This is a genomic window from Metapseudomonas resinovorans (assembly GCF_002003485.1).
Lineage (GTDB): Bacteria > Pseudomonadota > Gammaproteobacteria > Pseudomonadales > Pseudomonadaceae > Metapseudomonas > Metapseudomonas resinovorans_D.
Genome location: NZ_BDMA01000031.1, coordinates 14598 through 31685 on the forward strand (window position 1 = coordinate 14598; position 17088 = coordinate 31685).

General features: G+C 64.4%; 16 protein-coding genes. 12 read left to right on the forward strand and 4 right to left on the reverse strand.

Annotated elements, in window-relative coordinates; genetic code table 11:
* Window positions 1-22: 22 nt before the first annotated feature.
* Window positions 23-2179: a type I secretion system permease/ATPase gene (locus MnOB_RS09860; protein WP_077524047.1), complete on the forward strand. Its 2157-nt coding sequence runs from the start codon at window positions 23-25 to the stop codon at window positions 2177-2179.
* A gap of 11 nt (window positions 2180-2190) precedes the next feature.
* Complete coding sequence (locus tag MnOB_RS09865; RefSeq protein WP_077524048.1) at window positions 2191-3543, forward strand: HlyD family type I secretion periplasmic adaptor subunit; 1353 nt, start codon at window positions 2191-2193, stop codon at window positions 3541-3543.
* A 487-nt stretch (window positions 3544-4030) separates the two neighbouring features.
* Here MnOB_RS09865 and MnOB_RS09870 read toward each other — a convergent pair whose 3' ends face one another.
* Together MnOB_RS09870 and MnOB_RS09875 are read right to left on the reverse strand one after the other, a co-directional pair.
* Window positions 4031-4627, reverse strand: coding sequence for a tRNA-uridine aminocarboxypropyltransferase (locus tag MnOB_RS09870; protein ID WP_077524049.1), 597 nt, complete (start codon window positions 4625-4627; stop codon window positions 4031-4033).
* Between the two features lie 58 nt (window positions 4628-4685).
* Window positions 4686-5579: a LysR family transcriptional regulator gene (locus MnOB_RS09875; protein WP_077524050.1), complete on the reverse strand. Its 894-nt coding sequence runs from the start codon at window positions 5577-5579 to the stop codon at window positions 4686-4688.
* Window positions 5580-5871: 292 nt separating this feature from the next.
* Between MnOB_RS09875 and speB the strand changes: the two genes are divergently transcribed.
* From speB to MnOB_RS09920, 9 genes are all read left to right on the forward strand, one after another.
* Window positions 5872-6831 carry an agmatinase gene (gene speB / locus MnOB_RS09880; protein WP_077524051.1) on the forward strand — a complete coding sequence of 320 codons (960 nt, stop codon included), beginning with the start codon at window positions 5872-5874 and terminating at the stop codon, window positions 6829-6831.
* Window positions 6832-6839: 8 nt separating this feature from the next.
* Window positions 6840-7247 carry a YybH family protein gene (locus tag MnOB_RS09885; protein WP_077524052.1) on the forward strand — a complete coding sequence of 136 codons (408 nt, stop codon included), beginning with the start codon at window positions 6840-6842 and terminating at the stop codon, window positions 7245-7247.
* A 24-nt stretch (window positions 7248-7271) separates the two neighbouring features.
* Window positions 7272-8792: a purine-cytosine permease family protein gene (locus MnOB_RS09890; RefSeq protein ID WP_077524053.1), complete on the forward strand. Its 1521-nt coding sequence runs from the start codon at window positions 7272-7274 to the stop codon at window positions 8790-8792.
* 79 nt (window positions 8793-8871) lie between these two features.
* On the forward strand, window positions 8872-9696 hold the full coding sequence (locus MnOB_RS09895; RefSeq protein WP_077524054.1) for a transporter substrate-binding domain-containing protein: 825 nt from the start codon (window positions 8872-8874) through the stop codon (window positions 9694-9696).
* Between the two features lie 78 nt (window positions 9697-9774).
* Window positions 9775-10518, forward strand: coding sequence for an amino acid ABC transporter permease (locus MnOB_RS09900; protein ID WP_077524055.1), 744 nt, complete (start codon window positions 9775-9777; stop codon window positions 10516-10518).
* Between the two features lie 10 nt (window positions 10519-10528).
* Entirely contained in the window at window positions 10529-11260 is a 732-nt protein-coding gene (locus tag MnOB_RS09905) for an amino acid ABC transporter ATP-binding protein (RefSeq protein ID WP_077524056.1), read from the forward strand.
* Window positions 11260-11982, forward strand: a complete 723-nt coding sequence (locus MnOB_RS09910) for a class II aldolase/adducin family protein (RefSeq protein WP_077524057.1) — start codon at window positions 11260-11262, stop codon at window positions 11980-11982. The genes MnOB_RS09905 and MnOB_RS09910 overlap by 1 nt, the downstream gene beginning before the upstream one ends.
* 97 nt (window positions 11983-12079) lie before the next feature.
* A complete protein-coding gene (locus MnOB_RS09915; protein ID WP_077524058.1) occupies window positions 12080-13459 on the forward strand; it encodes a sodium:solute symporter family protein in 1380 nt (459 codons plus the stop codon).
* 229 nt (window positions 13460-13688) lie between these two features.
* Window positions 13689-14414: an MBL fold metallo-hydrolase gene (locus MnOB_RS09920; RefSeq protein WP_077524059.1), complete on the forward strand. Its 726-nt coding sequence runs from the start codon at window positions 13689-13691 to the stop codon at window positions 14412-14414.
* 5 nt (window positions 14415-14419) lie between these two features.
* Here the strand turns inward: MnOB_RS09920 and MnOB_RS29020 are convergent, their stop codons facing one another.
* A complete protein-coding gene (locus MnOB_RS29020) occupies window positions 14420-14557 on the reverse strand; it encodes a PA1414 family protein (RefSeq protein WP_199824516.1) in 138 nt (45 codons plus the stop codon).
* Window positions 14558-14887: 330 nt separating this feature from the next.
* On the reverse strand, window positions 14888-15754 hold the full coding sequence (gene ptrR, locus MnOB_RS09925; RefSeq protein ID WP_077524060.1) for a putrescine utilization regulator PtrR: 867 nt from the start codon (window positions 15752-15754) through the stop codon (window positions 14888-14890).
* A 110-nt stretch (window positions 15755-15864) separates the two neighbouring features.
* On the opposite strand from ptrR, the gene MnOB_RS09930 reads away from it, so the two are divergent.
* Window positions 15865-17037: an MFS transporter gene (locus MnOB_RS09930; RefSeq protein ID WP_077524061.1), complete on the forward strand. Its 1173-nt coding sequence runs from the start codon at window positions 15865-15867 to the stop codon at window positions 17035-17037.
* The last annotated feature ends 51 nt before the right edge of the window (window positions 17038-17088 follow it).

Here is a 17088-nt window from a genome sequence, read left to right on the forward strand (position 1 = left end):
GCCAGCATGGGAGTCCAGGATCATGACCACCATGGAGCGGACTGACAGTCCCCGCGACCCGCACCAGGGTCATGACGACCCCTTGCTCGATGGCTTGCTGATCCTCTGTCGCCTGCATGGCCGACCCGCCAGCCGCGCCAGCCTGAGCAGCGGCCTGCCGCTGCCGGGCCAGCGCCTTTCCGCCGAACTGCTGCCTCGCGCCGCGGCTCGAGCCGGCCTGCAAGGTCGCCTGCTGCGCCGCGAACTGGCGGCCATCTCGCCGCTCAACTTGCCGCTGCTGTTGCTGCTCAAGGGCGGGCGCAGTGCCGTGCTGACCCGACTTGATGACCAGCGCGCATTGATCCTGCCTTGCGAAGCCGACGGCGGCGAGCAATGGGTTCCGCGCGAGATCCTGGCGTTGGAGTACGGCGGCCAGGCCCTGTTCGCGCGTCCGCGCCACGAACTGGAGGAAGCTCACGCGCCGCTGGTGCCACGGGTGAAATCCTGGTTCCGCGATACCCTGCGCCTGTCCCGCTGGCTCTATGCCGACGCCATGCTGGCGAGCCTGCTGATCAACCTGCTGGGCATGCTGGTGCCGCTGTTCGTGATGCAGACCTACGACCGCGTGGTGCCCAACCAGGCCACCGCGACCCTCTGGGTGCTGACCATCGGCCTGTTGATCGGCACCGGCTTCGACCTGCTGCTGCGGGTGCTGCGCGCCAACCTGCTGGACAGCGCCGGCAAGAAGACCGACGTGGTGCTTTCGGCCACGCTGTTCGAGCGCATCATCGGCATGTCGATGAAGGCGCGCCCCGCCACCATCGGTGGGTTCGCCCAGAGCATCCATGACTTCCAGGGGCTGCGGGAATTCCTCACCGCCGTCACCCTCACCAGCCTGATCGACCTGCCTTTCTCGGTGCTGATGCTGCTGGTCATCGGCCTACTCGGCGGGCCGCTGGTGGTCATCCCGCTCCTCGCCTTCCCACTCACCGCGATCTTCGCCTGGATCATCCAGACGCGGCTGCGCGACACGGTGCAACGCAGCCTGACCCTGGGCGCCGAACGCCAGGCGCTGCTGATCGAAACCCTGTCCGGCCTGGAAACCCTCAAGGCCTGCGGCGCCGAAAGCGAGCGCCAGCACCGCTGGGAACACACCCATGGCGCCCTTACCCGGCTGGACAGCCACGCACGTTTCCTGTCTGCCCTGGCCACCAACGGCACCCTGTTCATGCAGCAGTTCGCCGGCCTGGCGGTGATCGTCGCGGGCGTCTACAGCATCATCGCCGGCAACCTCAGCGTCGGCGCCCTGGTGGCCTGCTACATGCTCAACAGTCGTGTGCTCTCGCCCCTCGGACAGATCGCCGGGCTGATCACCCGCTACCAGCAGGCGCAACTGACCATGAAGTCCACGGACGCACTGATGGCCCTGCCTCAGGAACGCGAGGCCATTCAGCAGCCGCTGGAACATCAGGCGTTCAAGGGCAATCTGGAAGTGCGCCATGTCGAGTTCCGCTACCCGGGGCAGGCTGCGTCGGCGTTGAACAAGATCAGCCTGCGCATTACCGCTGGCGAACGTATCGGCATCATCGGCCGCAGCGGATCGGGCAAGAGCACGCTGGCACGCCTGATGCTCGGTTTTTATGCGCCGGACGAAGGGCAACTGTTGCTGGACGGCATCGACCTGCGGCAGACCGATATCGGCGACCTGCGCCAGCAGATCGGCTACGTCAGCCACGACCTGCCGTTGCTGGCCGGCAGCCTGCGCGACAACCTGACCCTGGGTGCGCGCCACGTCCATGACGACCGCATGCTGGAAGTAGCGGAAATGACCGGTGTCGCCGAACTCGCCCGGCAACACCCGCAAGGCTATGACCGCCCGGTGGGCGAGCGCGGCCAACTGCTATCCAGCGGCCAGCGCCAGGCCGTGCTGTTGGCTCGCGCGCTGCTGCTCGATCCGCCACTGCTGGTGCTCGACGAGCCCACCAGCGCCATGGACAACTCGAGCGAGGAACAACTGCGCCAGCGCCTGTCGATCTGGTCGGCGGGCAAGACGCTGGTCCTCATCACCCATCGCAGTTCGATGCTGGCGCTGGTGGACCGCCTGGTGGTGCTGGACAACGGCCAGATCGTCGCCGACGGAGCCAAGGACACGGTCATCGACGCCCTGCGCAAGGGCCGCATCGGTCAGGGCAACGCCTGAGGAGACACAGCATGGCCAGCGCAGAATCGCCCAACTCCTACTTCGGCCGCCGCGATCGCAGCGACGCCGAGTTCATGCCGGAAGTGGCCGGCGCCATGGCGGAGGATTCACCGCGGGCAACCCGCGTCACGGTCTGGGTGGCCTGCACCCTGCTGCTGGTGGCGCTGGTCTGGGCGCATTTCGCGGTGCTCGACGAAGTCACCACGGGCGAGGGCAAGGCCATCCCCTCCAGCAAGGTCCAGATCATCCAGAACCTCGAAGGCGGCATCGTCTCGGAGATTCTCGTGCGCGAAGGCCAGGTGGTGGACAAGGGCACCGTGCTGCTGCGTCTGGACGACACCCGCTTCCGTTCCAACAAGGGCGAGAGCGAAGCCGACCGACTCGCGCTGACGGCCAAGGTGGAGCGCCTGTCGGCGGAGGCCGAAGGTCGCGAAATGGCGCTGCCCGAGGAGATCACCCACGACGCGCCGCAACTGGCTGAAGACGAGAAATCCCTCTTCCAGGCGCGCACCGCTCGCCTGGAAAGCGAGCAGCGCATCCTCAGCGAACAACTCAGGCAGAAGAAACAGGAGCTGGCCGAGTTCCGCTCCAAGAGCCAGCAGTACCGCTCCAGCCTCGGGCTGATCCAGCAGGAGCTGAACATGTCCCAACCGCTGGTGAAGGCCGGCGCCATCTCCCAGGTGGAAATCCTCCGCCTGCAGCGCAGTGCCGTGGAAACCCGAGGTGAACTGGAGGCCACCAACCTGGCCATTCCTCGCGCTGAATCAGCGGTGTCCGAGATCGAGCGGAAGATGGAAGAGAGCCGTCTTTCCTTCCGCTCCGACGCCTTCAAGGAGCTCAACGAAGCGCGCACTGAATTGTCGAAGATCACCTCCACCAGCAAGGCCATCGACGACCGCGTCAGCCGCACCACCGTTGTCTCGCCGGTGCACGGCGTGATCAAGCAGCTCAAGGTCAACACCATCGGCGGCGTGGTCCAGCCCGGCAGCGACCTGGTGGAAGTGGTGCCGTTGGAAGACAGCCTGCTGATCGAGGCGCGAATCCGACCGCAGGACGTGGCCTTCCTCCATCCCGGCCAGAAAGCCATGGTCAAGTTCACCGCCTACGACTACACCATCTACGGCGGGCTCAAGGCGGGCCTGGAGCTGATCAGCGCCGACACCATTCAGGATGAGGAAGGCAAGAGCTTCTACCTGATCCAGGTGCGCACCGATAAGAATCACCTGGGCAAGGACGACCACCCGCTACTGATCATCCCCGGCATGGTCGCCACGGTGGACATCATCACTGGAGAGAAGAGCGTGCTGGATTACCTGCTGAAACCGGTGCTGAAAGCGCGGCAGGAGGCGATGCGGGAGCGTTGAAGCATTTGTGGGAGCGAATTCATTCGCGATTCGGACCCACGGGCCATCGGCCCTTCGCGAATGAATTCGCTCCAAGCCCCGTAGGGTGGAAATCGCTTTTCATTTCCACCGATCGGAGCCCTGCCTTACACCGATGGTGGATGAAAAGAGCGTCATCCACCCTACGCACGACCGGCGATTCCGAGCGCCCGTAGGTTGGCGCAGAGCGAAGCGAAGCCCAACGCGCGAAGTCCGACTCTGGATCGTTGGGCCTCGCGTAGCTCGGACCAACCTACTGGGAGTGGTTCTTCTGGACATTCCGTAGATTGGAGTAGCCCGTAGGGTGGAAATCGCTTTTCATTTCCACCGATCGGAGCCCGACATGACACCGATGGTGGATAAAAAGAGCGTCATCCACCCTACGACTGCGGCTATTTGTGGGAGCGAATTCATTCGCGATTCGTACCAACATGAAGCAGGCCGTGCCAATGCCCGGTATCGGCGCTCGTCACGAGTCGTGATTTTTCCTGAAGGTCTCCTCCCCCATCGCTTCGATCTGCCCCTGGATCAGCGCTTCGAACGGCCGTAGCAGGTCGTCGTATCGCGTGGGCGCTTCGAGGATGTCGAGGGCGGCAACGATGGCTTCGAGGGTAGAAAGCGCCCCGGCCATCGGCGCCTTGCGCAGGCGGTAGCGGGAGGTCAGGCCCTCGGGCAGGGTCACCCTGGGCAAGGCTTTCAGTTCGGGGTTGAGATAGAGCAGCTTGCGCGCCTTGCGCCAGGTGCCATCGGGCACCACCAGCAGGAGGGGGCGCGGGTCGTCACTGGCCACTTCTGCCACGGGGCGTGCGTCATCGCCGGGGAACAGCAGGCAGGCACGATAGCGGGTATCGGCGAATGTCTCGGCCAGATCGGTGAAGCGCTCGCCCACGCGCAGCTCTGCATTCGCCAGCCCCAGGGCGGCCAGGCGCGCGGTATTCAGCGCATGGTTCACCTCGCTCGGATGCTGCAACAGCAGCACGCGGGTGCGGCTCGCCAGGTGCGGAATCAGCGGGCACAGGCAGTGGGATTCGGGGCGCTGGCAGCGCGGGCAACTCGGGCGGGGCATGAGGGGTCTCCTGGGAGACGCATTTTGCCACAGGGCATCCGGGTTACATCCGTGAAACTCAGCGCAGGTTCAACTGCGCCCGCAGCAGGTCGCGGAAGGTGAGGATCAACGGTTCCTTGGCCCGCCCCCGGCGCAGGATCATCGAGAATGGCGCCTGGTAGCCGAAGGTCGCCGGCAGCAGCGCGCGCAGGCTTTTCTGTTCGACCCAGGGCTGCGCGTAGTGCTCCGGCAGGTAGCCGATGTAGGCGCCGGACAGCACCAGGATCAACTGCGCCTCCATGGACTCCACGGTCGCCGCACTGTGCTTGAAGCCATGGCGCGCCAGTTCCGCCTGGCTCCAGTAGCCGCGCCCGACCATGCGCTGCTGGGTGATGAGCTCGGCGGGAATGCGCCGTTCGTTGTAAAGCGGGTGGCGTTCAGAGCAGTAGAGCCAGTGCTGCTCACGATAGAGCGGCTGGTAGACCAGCCCATTCATCCGTGTGGAGAAGGCGCCAATGGCCAGGTCCAGGCGGTTGTCGAGCACGCCGAGTTGCAGGTCGTAGGGGCTCATCACCGACAGGTGCAGGTGCACCGCCGCATGCTCCTGGCTGTAGGCACCGATCACTTCCGCCAGCGGCAAGGCCGGGTCGCTCACAGTGGAGTCCAGCACCCCGAGATTCAACGTGCCGCGCAGCTCGCCCTTGAGGGACGCGGAGTAGCGCTCGAAGCTTTCCAGTTCTCCCAACAGACGCAGGGTCTCCTGGTAGTACAGCTCACCCTTGCTGGTCAGGCTGAACCCACCGCGCCCGCGATGGCAGAGGGTCAGGCCCACTGCGCCTTCCAGCTGGCTCATGTAGGTGCTGATGGCGGAAGTGGAGAGATTGAGCTCCTGCTGCGCCGCGGCGAAGCCCTGGTTGCGGACCACGCTGGCGAAGATGCGCAGGAGTTTCAGGTCGGGCATGGGGGTGGACATGGGGACACTCTCGGTTCCAGGTGCAAACGAACGATGTAGGGGCGAATTCTTTCGCCAAGCAGGACGCAGTCCTGCCCCTTCCCTGGAGCCGATCGGGGCCGCTGCGCAGCCCTTGGCGAATGAATTCGCCCCTACAAGAGACCACGCCCCTGTCGGCAGGTGGCCATCTTACCCGCTCCCGATAGTTTAGAAATCCTTGAAGTAATTATTTGCCGCCAGCGATTTGTTCGTGATGGCACTGTCACCAGAATCCGCCAACTACCTACAACCACAACAACCGTGAGGCCACCCCGTGGACAAAAAACTCCATCAGCCCCTGGGCGGCAATGAGATGCCCCGTTTCGGCGGTATCGCCACCATGATGCGCCTGCCGCACATCCAATCCCCTGAAGAACTCAATGCCCTGGATGCCGCTTTCGTCGGCGTTCCGCTGGACATCGGCACCTCCCTGCGTTCGGGTACCCGCTTCGGCCCGCGCCAGATCCGCGCCGAATCGGTGATGATCCGCCCGTACAACATGGCGACCGGCGCTGCCCCCTTCGATTCGCTGAACGTGGCCGACATCGGCGACGTGGCAATCAACACCTTCAACCTGCTGGAAGCCGTGCGCATCATCGAGCAGGAATACGACCGCATCCTCGCCCACGGCATCGTCCCGCTGACCCTGGGTGGCGACCACACCATCACCCTGCCGATCCTGCGTGCCATCAACAAGGTGCACGGCAAGGTGGGCCTGGTGCACATCGACGCCCACGCCGACGTCAACGACAACATGTTCGGCGAGAAGATCGCCCACGGCACCACCTTCCGCCGCGCCGTGGAAGAAGGCCTGCTGGATTGCGACCGCGTGGTGCAGATCGGCCTGCGCGCCCAGGGCTACACCGCCGAAGACTTCAACTGGAGCCGCAAGCAGGGCTTCCGCGTCGTGCAGGCCGAAGAGTGCTGGCACCAGTCGCTGGCTCCGCTGATGGCCGAAGTCCGCGAGAAAGTCGGCGGCGGCCCGGTTTACCTCTCCTTCGACATCGACGGCATCGACCCGGCCTGGGCGCCCGGTACCGGCACCCCGGAAATCGGCGGCCTGACCACCATCCAGGCGATGGAAATCATCCGTGGCTGCCAGGGCCTGGACGTCATCGGCTGCGACCTGGTCGAAGTCTCCCCGCCCTACGACACCACCGGCAACACCTCGCTGCTGGGCGCCAACCTGCTCTACGAAATGCTCTGCATCCTGCCGGGCGTAGAGCGTCGTTGAGTCCAGCCATGAGCGAACAGCAACACGTCCTGGAGGCCGCCAGCACGCTGGTGGCCGCCTTCGCCGCGAACGATACCGAAGCCTACTTCGCTGCCTTCAGCGAAGACGCCAGCTTCGTCTTCCACACCTGTGACAAGCCGCTGCCCACCCGCGCGGCCTATCGCGAGCTGTGGGAAAGCTGGCAGCGCGACGGTTTCGAGGTGCTGGCGTGCGAATCCCTCAACCCCGTGGTGAGCCTGCAAGGCGACGTGGCGATCTTCTACCACGACGTCGCCACGCGCCTGCGCATCCAGGGTGAAGAAATAGAAAGCCGTGAGCGGGAAACCATCGTTTTCCGTCGGCAACAAGAAAGCGGCCACTGGTTGGCCTGTCACGAGCACTTGTCGGCCATGCCGGCGCATCTGCCGCCGACCTGACAAGGCTCCCTGGGAGAGTAAGAAATGCATAACAACAACAACGATCACGCAGTCACCCGAATAGAAACCCACGGTGTCGAACAGATCCCCGATCACGAACGGGATGCCGGCCCCCTGGACTTGTTCCGCCTGATCTTCGGCGGCGCAAACACCTTCGCCACCGCTGTACTCGGCAGCTTCCCGGTGCTGTTCGGCCTGTCTTTCGAGGCTGGCTTCTGGGCCATCCTGCTGGGCGTGCTGGTCGGTTCGCTGATCCTCGCTCCCATGGGCGTGTTCGGCGCGCTGAACGGCACCAACAACGCTGTGTCCTCGGGCGCTCACTTCGGCGTGCATGGTCGTATCGTTGGTTCCTTCCTCTCCCTGCTCACTGCAATCGCATTCTTTTCCCTGTCGGTCTGGAGCTCCGGTGACGCCCTGGTGGGCGGTGCCAAGCGCCTGTTCGACCTGCCGGAAACCGACCTGACCCTCGGCCTGGCCTACGGCCTGTTCGCCGTGCTGGTGCTGGTGGTGTGCATCTACGGCTTCCGCTTCATGCTGCTGGTGAACAAGGTCGCCGTGTGGGCGGCCAGCGTCATGTTCCTGCTCGGCGTGGCCGCCTTCGCCGGTCCGTTCGACGCCGCCTACGCCGGTTCCGTGAACCTCGGCCAGGAAGGCTTCTGGGCCGCATTCATCGGCGCCGCCCTGCTGGCCATGAGCAACCCGGTTTCCTTCGGCGCCTTCCTCGGCGACTGGTCGCGCTACATCCCGCGTGACACCTCGAAGCAGCGCATCATGCTGGCCGTGATCGCCGCGCAGTTCGCCACCCTGATTCCCTTCCTGTTCGGCCTGGTCACCGCGACCATCGTTGCCGTGCAGGCACCGGATTACATCGCTCAGAACAACTACGTCGGCGGCCTGCTGGCCGTATCCCCGGCCTGGTTCTTCCTGCCGGTGTGCCTGATTGCGGTGATCGGCGGCATGTCCACCGGCACCACTTCGCTCTACGGCACCGGCCTGGACATGTCTTCGGTCTTCCCGCGTCTGCTCAATCGTGTGCAGGCCACCGTGATGATCGGCGTGCTGTCCATCGGCTTCATCTTCATCGGCCGCTTCGCCTTCAACCTGGTGCAGAGCGTGTCCACCTTCGCCGTGCTGATCATCACCTGCACCAGCCCCTGGATGGTGATCATGATCCTCGGCCTGATCATCCGCCGCGGCTTCTACTGCCCGGACGACCTGCAGGTCTTCACCCGTGGCCAGTCCGGCGGCCGCTACTGGTTCACCAACGGCTGGAACTGGCGCGGCATGGGCGCCTGGATCCCGAGCGCCGTAGTGGGCCTATGCTTTGTGAACCTCCCGGGCCAGTTCGTCGGCCCGCTTGGCGAGCTGGCCGGTGGCATCGATATCAGCCTTCCGGCCACCCTGGGCACGGCCGCCCTGCTGTACCTGGTACTGCTGGCGATCTTCCCGGAACCGGCCGCCGTCTACGGTCCCAAAGGTCCGCGTTGGGTCCCCTCGGGCAAGACTTCCCAAGCGTCCACTCAGGTTTTGCCTGAAGCCGCGTAACAACGAAGAAACAGCTCCACCTTTTTTGCGACTGCCTAACAACAACAACCACTGCAAAACGCCTTGAAGGAGTTACACGATGACCAATCGTCCGCTGAAACTGTTTGCCCTCGCCGGTCTCTTCGCCGCCACCCTCAGCGGTGGCGCGATGGCCGCCGACAGCAAACCTTCGTTCGTGAGTTCGGGAAGCTTCCAGGTCTGTTCCGACCCGACCTTCCCGCCGCTGGAGTTCTTCGAGAAAACCGGTGACCGCGAGCCCAGCGGCTTCGACGCGGACCTGATCCGCGCGCTGGCCAAGCACTGGGGCGTCAAGCCGCGATTCATCGTCACCGAGTTCACCGGCCTGCTGCCGGGCCTGGATGCCAAGCGTTGCGACGCCGTCATCAGCGGCACCCTGATCACCCCGGAGCGTGTGCAGAAACTGAACGCTGTGCCTTACCTGGCCAGCGCCACCATCGTCTTCGGCAGCGGCAAGGGCGATATCAAGCTGAACACCCTCGACGACTTGTCCGGCAAGGTGGTGGCCGTTCAATCCGGCACCCGCTACGTGACCATCATGGAAAAGCTCAACGCCGACCTGAAGGCCGCTGGCAAGACCCCGGCCGTGCTCCAGACCTACCCGAAAGGCAGTGACGTCGCCCAGCAAGTGCTGGTCGGCCGCGCCGCCGCCGGCCTGTCCCAGGACACCGAGCTGGCCTACCGCGAGCTGCAGACCCCGGGCCAGTTCAAGACCCTCTACGCATTCCCCGAGAAGGACATCTTCGGCGCCTACATGCGCCCCAATCCGGAAGACAAGCAGGCCGTCCAGGACGCCGTGTCTGCTCTGAAGGCCGATGGAACCCTCAAGGCCATCGCCGAGAAATGGAAGCTCGATCCAGCCAACCTGGAAACCGCCGCGCAGTAAGCACGGCCAACCGCCCGCCCCTCTCTCGCTTGCGGGAGAGGGTGCAACGGCACGCTTTCATTCACGCAGGACACGTACATGAACTTCGATGTGACTGTCTTCTTTGACGCCCTGACGTCCTGGCACTTTTTCCGCGGTGCCTGCATCACCCTGATCCTGGCGCTGGTGTCCCACTCGGTGGGTATCCTCATTTCCATTCCTTGCGCCCTGGCCCTGGACGGTCCGCCGAGTGTCTGGCGCAGCTCCCTGCGCGGGGTTCTCAGCGTCTTCCGTGGCGCGCCGACCCTGCTGCAACTGCTGTTCGTGTGGAACGCCCTGCCGCAATTCTTCCCGGTGTTCCGTGAAGAATGGTTCACCCCATTCATCGCGGCCTGGATCGCCCTGTCGCTCAACGAAGCCGCCTACCAGGTGGAGATCAACCGCGCCGCACTGAAGGCCGTCGACAAGGGCCAGTACGCCGCGGGCCACGCCCTCGGCCTGTCGCGCTGGCACACCTTCCGCTACGTCATCATGCCCCAGGCTGCGCGCATCGCCGTGCCGCCGACGGCCAACGAATTCATCACCCTGCTGAAGATCACCTCGCTGGCCTCGGTCATCTCCCTGCAGGAACTGATGGCGGTCACCTCGCAGACGGTCTCCACCACCTTCCAGTTCTCCGAGTACTACGCCGTCGCCCTCGTTTACTACCTCGTCATGGTCTACACCCTGACCTGGATGCAAAGCGGCCTCGAACGACGCCTGTCCTGGGATGCCCAGGGCGGTGCCAGCAGCAAATCCGTCGGCCTGGTGCAACGCACCCTGGCTCGTATGCGCCGTATCTGAGGAGCCCGCCATGAACGAAATCATCCGTCTGCAGAACGTCGGCAAGCACTATGACGATTTCCAGGTACTCCAGGGCATCAACCTGTCGGTACGCCAGGGCGAGAAGATCGTCATCTGCGGCCCGTCGGGCTCTGGCAAGTCGACGCTGATCCGCTGCATCAACCGCCTCAATCCCCATGACAGCGGCACCATCACAGTCGAGGACCAGGACATCTCCACCAAGTCCGGTAGCGACCACGTGCGCCGCGAAGTCGGCATGGTGTTCCAGAACTTCAACCTGTTCCCCCACATGACGGTGCTGGAGAACTGCACCCTGGCACCGATGAAGGTGCGCGGCATGGGCCGCAAGCAAGCCGAGGAGCTCGCCCTGCGTTACCTGAACCGGGTGCACATCGGCTCCCAGGCCCACAAGAAGCCCGGCCAGCTTTCCGGCGGCCAGCAGCAGCGCGTGGCCATTGCTCGTGCCCTGTGCATGAACCCCAAGGTGATGCTCTTCGACGAGCCCACCTCGGCGCTGGACCCGGAAATGGTCGGCGAAGTACTCGAAGTGATGACCGAGCTGGCCCAGGACGGCATGACCATGCTCTGCGTGACCCACGAAATGGGCTTCGCCCGCAAGGTGGCCGACCGCGTGGTGTTCATGGACGCGGGCCAGATCGTGGAAACCGCGACCCCGAACGAGTTCTTCGACAACCCGCAGCATCCGCGAACCCGCGCATTCCTCTCGCAGATCCGTCACTGATGAACGCACAGAACGAAGCCATCCTGCGTCGTGACCTGGCGGCCGCCTACCGGCTGGCCGCCCTGTTCGGCTGGGATGACACCCTCTACACCCATTTCTCGGTGCGCCTGCCGGGCGTGGAGCCGCGTTTCCTGATCAACCCGTTCGGGCTGATGTTCGAGGAAATCCGCGCCAGCGACCTGATAGTGGTCGACATGCACGGCCGTGTGGTGGAAGGCAACGCCGACTACAACATCGCCGGATTCACCATTCACAGCGCGGTGCACATGGCCCGTGCCGATGCCCACTGCGTGATCCACACCCATACCCTCGCGGGTATGGCGGTGGCCGCCTCGGACAACGGCCTGGCCCAGCTCAACCAGATCAGCGCCGAGTTCCATCAGCGCGTCGGCTACCACACCTATGAAGGCATCGCCCTGGACCTGGGTGAGCGCGAGCGCCTGGTGGACTCCCTCGGCGACAACATCGCCCTGATGCTGCGCCACCACGGGCTGCTCAGCGTCGGTGCCAGCGTCGCCGATGCCTTCTACGTCATGTACTACCTGAACAAGGCGTGCGAGATACAAGTCGCCGCCTCGTCGCTGCGCGGCATCCGCGAGATGCCGAACGAGCTCAGCGTGCACGCCTGCGAGCAGTTCCAGGCCTGCGAATGGCAGCGCCAGCTGGTCTGGGAAGCCTGGCTGCGCAAGCTCGAAAGGGAATGCCCGGAATACAAGGACTAGGACGAATTCAAGAGGCGCAGTGTGAAGCGTTGCGCGCCTTGCAACACCTGTCGCGGCCTCAAAGTCGTGGCAACAACAATAGATAGAGAGACCTGAAATGGCTTTGGATATTTTCGTAGTACTGATCTATGCCGCTGGCATGCTGCTGCTGGGCTGGTACGGCATGCGCCGCGCCAAGTCCCATGAGGAGTTCCTGGTCGCCGGCCGTAACCTGGGCCCGGCCTTCTACATGGGCACCATGGCCGCCACCGTTCTCGGTGGTGCGTCCACCGTCGGCACCGTGCGCCTGGGCTACGTCCATGGCATTTCCGGTTTCTGGCTCTGCGCCGCCCTGGGCGCGGGCATCATCGTGCTGAACCTGTTCCTGGCCAAGCCCCTGCTGAAGCTGCGCATCTTCACCGTTACGCAGATCCTGGAGCGGCGCTACAACCCGATGGCCCGCCAGGCCAGCGCGGTGATCATGTTCGCCTACGCGCTGATGATCGGTGTGGTCTCCACCCTGGCCATCGGCACCGTCATGGAAGTGCTGTTCGGCCTGCCGTTCTGGATTTCCGTATTACTCGGCGGCGGCGTGGTGGTGGTCTACTCCACCATCGGCGGCATGTGGTCCCTGACCCTGACCGACATCGTGCAGTTCATCATCAAGACCGTCGGCCTGATGTTCCTGCTGCTGCCGATCTGCCTGTACCGCGTGGGCGGCTGGGACGAACTGGTGGCCAAGCTGCCGGAAACCGCCTTCAACTTCACCACCATCGGTTATGACACGATCATCACCTACTTCCTGATCTACTTCTTCGGCATCCTCATCGGCCAGGACATCTGGCAGCGCGTGTTCACCGCGCGCAGCGAAGGCGTGGCCAAGTACGCCGGCACCGTCGCCGGTGTCTACTGCGTGATCTACGGCCTGGTAGGTGCCCTGATCGGCATGTGCGCCAAGGTGCTGCTGCCCGACCTGGACAACGTCAACAACGCCTTCGCCGCCATCGTCCAGGCCTCGCTGCCGGACGGCATCCGTGGTCTGGTGATCGCCGCTGCCCTGGCCGCGATGATGTCCACCGCCAGCGCCGGCCTGCTCGCCGCCTCCACCACCATCACCGAAGACCTGCTGCCCAAGCTGCGTGGCGGCAAGGAATCCAGCCTCGGCATGACCCGCCTGTTCACCCTGCTCACCGGCATCGCCGTGCTGGTCATCGCGCTCATCGTCAACGACGTGCTCGGCGCCCTGACCCTGGCCTACAACCTGCTGGTCGGCGGCATGCTGATTCCGCTGCTGGGCGCCATCTACTGGAAGCGCGCCACCACCGCAGGCGCCATCGCCAGCATGTTCCTGGGCTGCGTCACCGCCCTGGTGTTCATGTTCACCGACGGCCTGGAAGCCAACACCCCGATCTACTACAGCCTGGCCGTGGGCCTGGTGAGCTTCGTGGTGGTCAGCCTGCTGTCCCGTCGTTCGGAAACTGCCGGCGAACTGGCCTGACATGCACTGCCGCCTCTCCCCGGAGGCGGCATTTCCCGCCCCGGTCCGGCACCCGCCGACCGGGGCTTTTTTATTCGGGGCAAGAGAACCTAACCTTGTAGGGGCGAATTCATTCGCCAAGGGCGGCGAAGCTGCCCCCAGCTGTTATGCAGGGCAGACCTGCGGTCTGCTTGGCGAATGAATTCGCCCCTACAGATTTGCCCATGGCATTCCATGCACGGAGCACCCCATGAAAATCGTCAGCCGCGACCAATGGTTCGAAGTCGAGCACCGCTACGATGGCATCAGCCTGATCAGCGAACCCTTCGTGCGGCCCTTCTACCGCTGCAACATCTGGCATATCCAGGGCCGCGACCGTGACCTGCTGGTGGACTCCGGCTCCGGCGTGGTCAGCCTGCGCGAACAATTGCCCTGGCTCACCCAGCGGCCATTGCTGGCGGTGGCCAGCCACACGCATTTCGACCACATCGCCGGCCACCACGAGTTTCCCGAGCGGCTGGTTCACCCGGCGGAAGCGGACATCCTGGCCACCCCCACCGGGGCCAATACCCTGGCGACGGACTATGTCGGCGATGAGATGTTCGAAGCGCACCCGGACTGCCCGCTGTGCTACGCCGAGTACCAGGTGAAGGCGGCGCCGGCTACGCGGCTGATCGATGAGGGCGATGTGCTGGACCTGGGTGATCGGGTCCTGGAGGTACTGCATACCCCCGGTCATTCACCGGGCGGCATCAGCCTGTGGGAAGCGAAGACGCAAACTCTGTTCAGCGGCGATATCGTCTATGACGGTCCGCTGATCGATAACGCCTACCACTCGAATCTGGAGGATTACGCGAAAAGCCTTACACGGCTGCGCGACCTTCCGGTGCGCACCGTGCATGGCGGTCATTTCCCCAGTTTTTCCGGTGAGCGTCTGCGCCAGCTGGCGGACAGCTGGCTAAAGGCCCACGAGTAAACCGGTTACCTTTTCTGGCGGCGCTGCTCGGCGAGACGGCGCTGCTCTTCACTGCGGACCGGAATGGGTTGCAGGCGCGGTGCCTCGATCAGGCCCAGCGCGACACCCAATTGCCACATCCACGCATCTAGCCGCTTCTTCATCTCGACCCCCTTTCCTGGGAAGTTGGTCGGGTGGCCCTTGCTTCTTGAACCACCCTCGTCTGGAGCTTAGTTGCTCCCGGCAAGATCCAAAATACGCCCACCGGGAAATTTCCTACTGATCTGAATCAAACCGCTGAACGGTATCCGAGAAACGTCTTACCGGAGAATCGGCGCTTACTTACTGAAATTTCAGTGCAAATGCCGATGTATCTCGATTCGCTCGCGCAGTTCCTCTCCAGAACACAACGTAGGGTGCGCTGCGCGCACCAGCTTGCCGGTGAGCAGATGCATCGGTGCGCACGGCGCACCCTACTCGGGAATCGGCGACTGTCACGCATCGCTTCGCCCCTGCTGCAGATCGATCCAGGCGCGCAGGTTGGCGCCAAGCATGCCCTTGCGCCACATCAGCCAGGTGGTGGCGCGATCGAACGGCGCGCCCAGTTCATGCACCCGTACCTCTTCCCGACCCGGCAAGCTGTTCAACATCGAACGCGGCACCAGGGCGATGCCGCCGCCAGCAATCACGCAGGCCAGCATGCTGTGGTAGGACTCGATTTCCATGGGCGGCGACATCGGCACCCGCGAAGCCACGAACCAGCCCTCCAACCGTCGCCGATAAGAGCAGCTTTGGCGAAACGCGTAGACCTCCAGGCCCGCTACATCTTCGGCCGAGCGCACCGGTCCATGGCTGGCCTCGGTGATCAGCACCATTTCTTCCTCGAACATCGGCAGCCCGTCCAGCTCGGCGAACTCCACCGGGCCGTCCACCAGCGCGGCATCCAGGCGCCCGCCCAGCAGGCCGTCCAGCAGCTCACCGCTGGGCGCGGTCTGCACCTGCAAGTTCACCGACGGCCAGGTGCGGTGGTAACGCACCAGCATGGGCGGCAGGTGGATCGCAGCGGTGCTGAACATCGAGCCGATGACGAAATCCCCCGCCGGCTCGCCGCCGCGCAAGGCCGCCTCGGCCTCCGCCTGCAGGGCGAACATGCGTTCGGCGTATCCCAGCAGCACCTTGCCCGCCGGCGACAGGGTCAGGCGCTGCCGTTCACGCAGGAAAAGCTCCACCCCCAGGTTCTCTTCCAGTTGCTTGAGGCGCGTGGAGAGATTGGACGGCACCCGGTGCAGACGGGACGCGGCGCGGGTAATGGAGCCCTCCTCGGCCACGGCCTGGAAAATGCGGAGCTGGCTGAGTTCCATGGATTCACCATTCAACAAAAGAGAACAACTTCGTTCTGTTTTATTCGTTTTTCATGAACAACACCAGTGCCTAGGATGGAATCCCGATGATCTGCTCCGGAGTCCTCCCCATGTCCCCGCTGATCCGACTGCTTGCCTGCTTCACGGCCCTGTTGGTGGCCATGGGGGTCGGCCGCTTCGCCCTCACCCCGCAGCTCCCGCACCTGATCGCCGAAGGTCAAGTGAGTCTGACCGGTGCTGGCCTGGTGGCGGCGGCCAACTACCTGGGTTATTTGGTCGGCGCGTTGGATGCATTCCGCGCCAGCTCGCCGCGCCAGGCGCGATTGCGGCTGGTCCTGGGCCTCTGGGCCACCGTCCTGCTGACCCTCGTGTCGGTGCCGGTCGAAGGCTTCTGGCCCCATGCATTGCTGCGCTTCGGCCTGGGCGTGACCAGCGCCTGGGTGCTGGTAGTCGTGACCGGCCTCAGCCAGCGCATCGCCGCCGAAGCCATTCGGCCGCGCTTGGGCAGCCTGGTGTTCGCCGGCCCCGCCTTTGGGGTGATGCTCACCGGGCTCCTGGCCCTTGAACTGAACCTGCAAGGCCAGGGTTCCGCCGCCATCTGGCTCGCCTTCGGCGGCCTCGCCCTGGTGCTAACCCTGATCGTCCAGCCGCTGCTGCCACATCCGCAGACGCCCACCACGGCGACCGCGCAACCCGCACGGCAACGACCACGCGCACTGTATGCCCTGCTCGCGGCCTATGGCCTGGTGGGCCTGGGCTACATCATTCCCGCCACCTTTCTTTCGCAGATGGCCGCCGCGCGTTTCCATGGGCAATGGCAGGCGGACCTGTTCTGGCCCGCCTTCGGACTTGCGGCTGCGCTCGGTGTATTGCTGGTAAGCCTGCGTCGTCAGCGACCGGGTGGTACCCGCCGCTGGCTGGTGGTCGCGCTCTGGTTACAGGCAGCGGGCACCCTCGCCTGCGCCCTGCCGGGCATGGCCGGACTGGTACTGGGGGTGATCCTCAGCGGCGGTCCCTTCCTCGCCGGCATGCAGCTGGTGATGCAGTACGCCCGCGAACTGGACCCGCACGGCCACGCCCGCAATGTCGGCCTGCTGACCGCCGCCTTCGCCTTGGGGCAATTAGCTGGGCCGCTGCTGGCGGCGGTGAGCAGCCATGTCAGCGGCGACCTGCAACCGGCGCTCTATGTGGCAGGAGCAGGGCTGGTGCTAGCGGGGGGATTGATGCTGGGATCCCGGGCTGATGCAGGGAAACCTGTGGGAGCGAATTCATTCGCGAAATGAGGCTACAGGCCCTCACCCTCTCCCACCGGGAAGAACCGTAGGATGGGTAGA